This is a genomic window from Prescottella sp. GW823-FHT02E09 (assembly GCF_058797375.1).
Genome location: NZ_JBXAJP010000005.1, coordinates 277,745 through 283,228, shown reverse-complemented (window position 1 = coordinate 283,228; position 5,484 = coordinate 277,745). Strand labels below are relative to the sequence as shown.

Below are 5,484 nucleotides of genomic sequence, written 5' to 3'. Positions count from 1 at the left end.
GCGCACGTACACCCACCGGAGAAGGGGATCGGCGTGCCGCATCTGCGGCACCCCGATCCTGCACTCGGTCATGAAGGGGCGCAACCTGTTCTGGTGCCCCGGCTGTCAGGCCGACTAGAAGTCGAAGCCTCCGTCGAAGCCGCCGAAGTCGCCTCCACCGAAATCTCCGCCGTAGTCGCCGCCACCGTCACCCATGGCGCCGTAGTCGGTGTCGCCGCCCCCGAAGTCGCCACTGTCGCCACCGTCGCCGCCGTCGGCTCCGGCATCGCCGGCGTCCCCGCCCGCGTCGCCGCCGCCCGCATCGGAGCCGTCACCGGCGCCGCTCTCGAAAGACTGGGCGTCGTACGGGACACCGGCCATGCCCGAGAACATCGCCGAGAACAGGAACATCGAGCCGACGCCCCACGCGCCCGCGACGAGCGCGGGCTTCCACCACGGTTCGGAGTACCAGCCCGCAGGGACCGGACGTCCCGCGACGCGTCCGCCGGGGTAGTAGTTCGGTGTGCGCGCCGACGGGTTCGGCGACGCCGATACCTGACGACCCTCGAACTCGATATCGCGGTTCTCGGTGACCGAGCCGGCCGCCTTCTGGCCGTCGATGCGCGGGATCTCGGGACCCGGATCCATGCCCATCGCGGTCCGCGCGGCACGGATGTAGTACAGACCCTCGAGTGCGGTCTGCTTCGCCAGACGCGCCTGCACGGGCGTCGTGGCCTGTTCGATCTGTGACCCGGCGGCGGTGTACCGCTCGGACGCGTCGGCGAGCGCCTGCTTGGAGGCGTCGTCGTTGCCCACGAGGTTGTAGACCTGACCACCCAGACGCTCGATCGCCTGGCGGGCATCCGCCTTGGCGTCGTCGAGCTGGTTCGCCGAGTGGCCCTTGTTCTTGTTCTGGCTCTTCATCACCAGAAAGACGACGGCGCCGATGACGGCCACGATGAGGAGGAGTTCCACGGGGGACCTTCCGGAGATGTCAAATCGGACAATGTCAAGCCTACCGGGGTCCGGCGTGCCGTGATCGTGCCTCGATTCCTGTCGGTGGTCGATGCGAACATATGTTCGTGTCCGATGCCGCCGCTCGTTCCTCGCCACCGCCGCGTGCCGAGGCGACGATCCTGCACGCAGATCTGGATGCGTTCTACGCCTCGGTGGAGCAGCGGGACGATCCGGACCTGCGTGGTCGGCCGGTCATCGTGGGCGGAGGCGTGGTCCTCGCGGCCAGCTACGAGGCCAAGGCATACGGGGTGCGCACCGCGAGCAGCGGATCGGAGGCGCGCCGGCGCTGTCCGCACGCGATCGTCGTCCCGCCGCGGATGTCCGCGTACGCGTGGGCCAGCCGTGAGGTGTTCGACGTTTTCCGGAACACGACACCCCTGGTCGAGGGGATCTCGATCGACGAGGCATTCCTCGACGTCGGTGGGCTGAGCCGGATCGGTGGCAGTCCGCGACACATCGCGGAGCGGTTGCGCCGGCAGGTGCGGGAACAGGTGGGATTGCCGATCACGGTCGGCATCGCGCGGACGAAATTCCTGGCCAAGGTCGCGAGTGCGGTGGGGAAGCCGGACGGGCTGCTGCTGGTGCCGCCGGATCGCGAGCTCGAGTTCCTGCATCCACTGCCGGTCGAACGGCTGTGGGGTGTCGGGTCCGTGACCGCCGGGAAACTGCACGCGTACGGCGTTCGGACCGTCGCGGAACTGGCCGCGCTGTCGGAGCGCGAATTGGCCACGGTGGTCGGGTCGGGCTCGGCTCGGCACTTGCATGCGCTGGCGTGGGCGCGTGACCCGCGGCGGGTCGAGACAGGCCGGCGGCGGCGGTCGATCGGGGCACAGAGTGCTCTCGGGCGCCGCCCGCGAAGCTTCGCCGAGATCGAGACGATCGCCGCCGCGCTGGTGGACCGCGTGGCGAGGCGGCTGCGAGCGGCCGGGCGGGTGTGCCGCACCGTGGTCATCAGGATGAGGTTCGCGGACTTCGGGCGTGCCACCCGCTCGGTGACCCTCGGCGAGGCCTCGGCGCGCACCGAGGCCATTCTCGCCGCGGCGCGCGCGTTGCTGGAGCAGTCCCGGCCGCTGATCGCCGAGCGGGGACTGACGCTGATCGGTGTTGCGCTGTCGAACCTCGACCGGGAGGGCGCCGAACAGCTTGCGCTTCCGTTCGAGTCGGACACCGGGGACTCGGGGGAGTCCGACGGTGTCCTGCTCGACGGCGCGCTCGACGCGGTACGGGCGAAGTTCGGATCGGTCGCGGTCACCCGCGCCGCGCTGCTCTGGCGCGGCGACGGCGACGGCGTGCCTATCCTGCCCGACTAGTCCGAACGGCGATCAGGCGTTCGCGGCCTCGTTCAGACGCTCGAGCGTGCCGGTGGCATCCAGGTACTCCTGCACCCAGCGTTCGATGACCGCGGAGGTCTTCTCCACCTTGGTGAACTGTCCGACGACCTGACCCACCGGATTGAACGCGACGTCGACGGTCTCGTCGGGGTACTTGTGGGTGGCGGCCACCGCCATGCCGGAGACCATGTACTGCAGCGGCATGCCGAGCGGCTCCGGGTTGCCCTCCTGCTCCCAGGCCTCGGTCCAGTCGTTGCGCAGCATCCGGCAGGGCTTGCCGGTGAACGAGCGGCTGCGGACCGTATCGCGGCTGGTCGCGTTTGCGTATGCGGCCTGCTGGACGGCGGTGTTCTCGGCCTCTTCGACCATGAGCCACTGCGAACCCGACCACGCGCCCTGGGCGCCGAGGGCGAGTGCGGCAGCGATCTGCTGGCCGCTGCCGATGCCGCCCGCTGCCAGTACGGGGACCGGTGCGACCTCCTTCACGACCTGCGGCCACAGCACGATCGAGCCGACCTCGCCGCAGTGCCCGCCACCTTCGCCGCCCTGCGCGATGATGATGTCGACCCCGGCGTCCGCGTGCTTGCGGGCCTGGTAGGGCGAGCCGCACAGCGCGGCCACCTTGCGGCCTGCCGCGTGAATATGGTCGATCATGTCTGCGGGCGGCGTGCCGAGGGCGTTCGCGATCAGAGTGACCTTCGGGTGCTGGAGCGCCACCTCGACCTGCGGGGTGGCGGTGGCCTCGGTCCAGCCGAGTAGCTGCAACGCGTTCTCACTGCCGTCGGCGGGCAGGGGTACCCCATGGTCGGTGAGGATCTTGCGTCCGAAGTCGAGGGTTTCCTTCGGCACCATCGACTGCAGCATCTTCGTCAGTTCGTCAGCCGACAGGTTCGAGTCCATGCCCTCGTACTTGTTCGGGATCACGATGTCGACGCCGTAGGGGTGGTCGCCGATGTGCTCGTCGATCCACTTGAGCTCGATCTCGAGTTCTTCGGGTGTGAACCCCACGGCGCCGAGAACGCCGAATCCGCCGGCCTTGCTGACGGCGACCACGACGTCGCGGCAGTGAGTGAATGCAAAGATCGGGAACTCGATGCCGAGTTCGTCGCAGAGGGGGGTGTGCATCCGGCACTCCTTCGCTGGGCCTGAATTCTGTAACAGGTTTCAACTTAGGGTGGCCTGGGCGTGTCCAGTGGCGAATCGATCGAAACAGTTACGGCGCCGGGACTATGACAAGCATCACTTGCGGCTGGTCGTGGAGGTCGGTCCAGAAACGACAAAACCCCCGTCCCGGGCGTAATTGCCGGGCGGGGGTTTCCTCCTCGCGGAGGGGATGACGGGAATCGAACCCGCGTAATCAGTTTGGAAGACTGAGGCTCTACCATTGAGCTACATCCCCGTGCATACGACATTAGTGGGATCGCCAGCGATGCCGTCTGCGAGATGAGACTGTACCCAACCTCGCTTTGGATTTCATAATCGGGGGGCCGTAGGATTCTGCCTCGGGTCCTCGCGAGGTTGGCGAAGGCTTGTTCTGACGGGGTGTGGCGCAGCTTGGTAGCGCATCCGCTTTGGGAGCGGAGGGTCGCAGGTTCAAATCCTGTCACCCCGACCAGACGCGCGGCAGGATCGATATTTCGGTCCTGCCGCGAAGAGGCACGAGAAATCGAATCGAAGAGCACCACCACACGAAGGAGCCAGATCCGTGAAGAGCACCGTCGAGCAGCTCAGCCCGACGCGAGTCCGTATCAACGTTGAGGTGCCCTTCGAGGAGCTCAAGCCTGATTTCGACAAGGCCTACAAGGCGCTCGCGCAGCAGATCCGTCTCCCCGGCTTCCGTCCGGGCAAGGCTCCGGCCAAGCTGCTCGAGGCTCGTGTCGGCCGTGGCGCGGTGCTCGAGCAGGTCGTCAACGACGCTCTCCCGTCTCGCTACTCCGAGGCCGTCAACGCCTCTGAGGTGAAGGTCATCGGCCAGCCGGAGATCGAGATCACCAAGCTCGAGGACGGCCAGGAGCTCACGTTCACCGCCGAGGTCGACGTCCGCCCCGAGATCACCCTCCCGGACTTCTCCACCGTCGCCGTCACGGTCGACCCGATCGAGGTCACCGACGAGGCGGTCGCCGAGCAGCTGCTGTCGTTGCGTCAGCGCTTCGGCACTCTGAAGGGTGTCGATCGTGAGGTTCAGGACGGCGACTTCGTGTCGATCGACCTGTCCGCCACGGTCGACGGCCAGGCCGTCCCGGAGGCCACCGCGTCGGGTCTGTCCCACGAGGTTGGCTCGGGACAGCTGATCGAGGGTCTCGACGAGGCCATCGTCGGCGTCAAGGCCGGCGAGTCGAAGGACTTCACCTCCAAGCTGGTCGCCGGTGAGTTCGCGGGCCAGGAGGCGGTCATCACCGTCACCGTCGGTTCCGTGAAGGAGCGCGAGCTGCCCGAGGCCGACGACGAGTTCGCCCAGATGGCAAGCGAGTTCGACTCTCTCGAAGAGCTCGAGGCCGACCTGCGTGAGCGCGTCGGGCGCGTGCGCAAGGTCGAGCAGGCCGGACAGATCCGCGACAAGGTCCTCGAGGCTCTGCTCGAGACCGTCGAGGTTCCGCTGCCCGAGGCCGTCGTCAAGGCCGAGGTCGACGCCGCACTGCACGACGCGATCCACGGTCTCGACCACAACGAGGAGAAGCTGAACGAGCTCCTCGAGTCGCAGGGCACCACGCGTGAGCAGTTCGACGCGGACGCCAAGGAGGCTGCCGAGCGCTCGGTGAAGACCCAGCTGCTGCTCGACGCCATCGCCGACGCCGCGGGCACCACCGTCGGCCAGGACGAGCTCACCGAGCGCATCCTGTTCCAGGCTCAGCGCTACGGCATGGCTCCGGAGCAGTTCATCCAGCAGATCCAGCAGGCCAACCAGCTCGGCGCGGTCTTCGCGGACGTGCGACGCGGCAAGGCCCTCGCCGGTGTCGTCGATGCTGCGACCGTCACCGACACCGCCGGCGAAGCGATCGACACCGCTGAGATGTTCGGCACCGCAGAGGCGGAGGCCGACGAGGCCGAGGCCGAGGGCGACGACAAGTAACATCCCGGCGGAACGACGCCTGCCACTTCCGGTGGGGGCGAGTATTTCCGCTTAAAGCGAAGTAGGGCGGCACCGGGACTCCGGTGC

The 5,484-nt window shown here is 67.8% G+C and carries 4 protein-coding genes, 2 tRNA genes and 1 pseudogene (1 of these 7 running past the window's edge); 4 read left to right on the top strand and 3 right to left on the bottom strand.

Annotation, left to right across the window (positions count from 1 at the left end; genetic code table 11):
• A pseudogene (locus AC1RIF_RS14890) lies at nucleotides 1–118 on the top strand (Fpg/Nei family DNA glycosylase) (it extends 759 nt beyond the left edge of the window).
• Here the strand turns inward: AC1RIF_RS14890 and AC1RIF_RS14885 are convergent.
• Nucleotides 115–954, bottom strand: a complete 840-nt coding sequence (locus AC1RIF_RS14885) for a DUF1542 domain-containing protein (RefSeq protein WP_492602128.1) — start codon at nucleotides 952–954, stop codon at nucleotides 115–117. The pseudogene AC1RIF_RS14890 and the gene AC1RIF_RS14885 overlap by 4 nt on opposite strands.
• Before the next feature lie 101 nt (nucleotides 955–1,055).
• Between AC1RIF_RS14885 and dinB the strand changes: the two genes are divergently transcribed.
• A complete protein-coding gene (dinB, locus tag AC1RIF_RS14880) occupies nucleotides 1,056–2,306 on the top strand; it encodes a DNA polymerase IV (RefSeq protein WP_492602127.1) in 1,251 nt (416 codons plus the stop codon).
• A gap of 12 nt (nucleotides 2,307–2,318) precedes the next feature.
• Here dinB and AC1RIF_RS14875 read toward each other — a convergent pair whose 3' ends face one another.
• Together AC1RIF_RS14875 and AC1RIF_RS14870 are read right to left on the bottom strand one after the other, a co-directional pair.
• Nucleotides 2,319–3,452 (bottom strand): nitronate monooxygenase, encoded by a 1,134-nt coding sequence (locus AC1RIF_RS14875; protein ID WP_492602126.1) that lies wholly within the window; start codon nucleotides 3,450–3,452, stop codon nucleotides 2,319–2,321.
• 203 nt (nucleotides 3,453–3,655) lie between these two features.
• Nucleotides 3,656–3,726, bottom strand: a tRNA-Gly gene (locus AC1RIF_RS14870).
• 139 nt (nucleotides 3,727–3,865) lie between these two features.
• Here AC1RIF_RS14870 and AC1RIF_RS14865 point away from each other — a divergent pair.
• Nucleotides 3,866–3,942 (top strand) — tRNA-Pro (locus AC1RIF_RS14865).
• 90 nt (nucleotides 3,943–4,032) lie between these two features.
• Nucleotides 4,033–5,397, top strand: coding sequence for a trigger factor (gene tig / locus AC1RIF_RS14860; RefSeq protein WP_492602125.1), 1,365 nt, complete (start codon nucleotides 4,033–4,035; stop codon nucleotides 5,395–5,397).
• Nucleotides 5,398–5,484: the final 87 nt, after the last annotated feature.